Genomic DNA, 223 nt, shown 5'->3' on the forward strand with positions numbered 1-223 from the left:
GTGGATAAATCGTTTCAATATAAATTACTTTAGCATCGTCAGCATATTTCTCAGAAACAGCCAACCAACTAGATTGATGGGTCCCCCAAAAAGGTGTTGTAAATAATAGGATCATATCAGGATATCTAGTTCTCAAATCATCTATCATTTCACTAGCAGCAGCAATAAAATTTTCAGAAGACATGTCCCCATCGTTTGATCCAATATTAAATGCAGCAATATC

General features: G+C 35.0%; 1 protein-coding gene. It reads right to left on the reverse strand.

Annotated features, from left to right (window positions below):
* Nucleotides 1-223 (reverse strand): SGNH/GDSL hydrolase family protein (locus tag PQG54_RS12390; protein WP_271807754.1); only part of this gene is annotated, 223 nt, incomplete at both ends.

The sequence above is a fragment of the Commensalibacter communis genome, from assembly GCF_947179015.1.
GTDB classification, from domain to species: Bacteria; Pseudomonadota; Alphaproteobacteria; order Acetobacterales; family Acetobacteraceae; genus Commensalibacter; species Commensalibacter communis.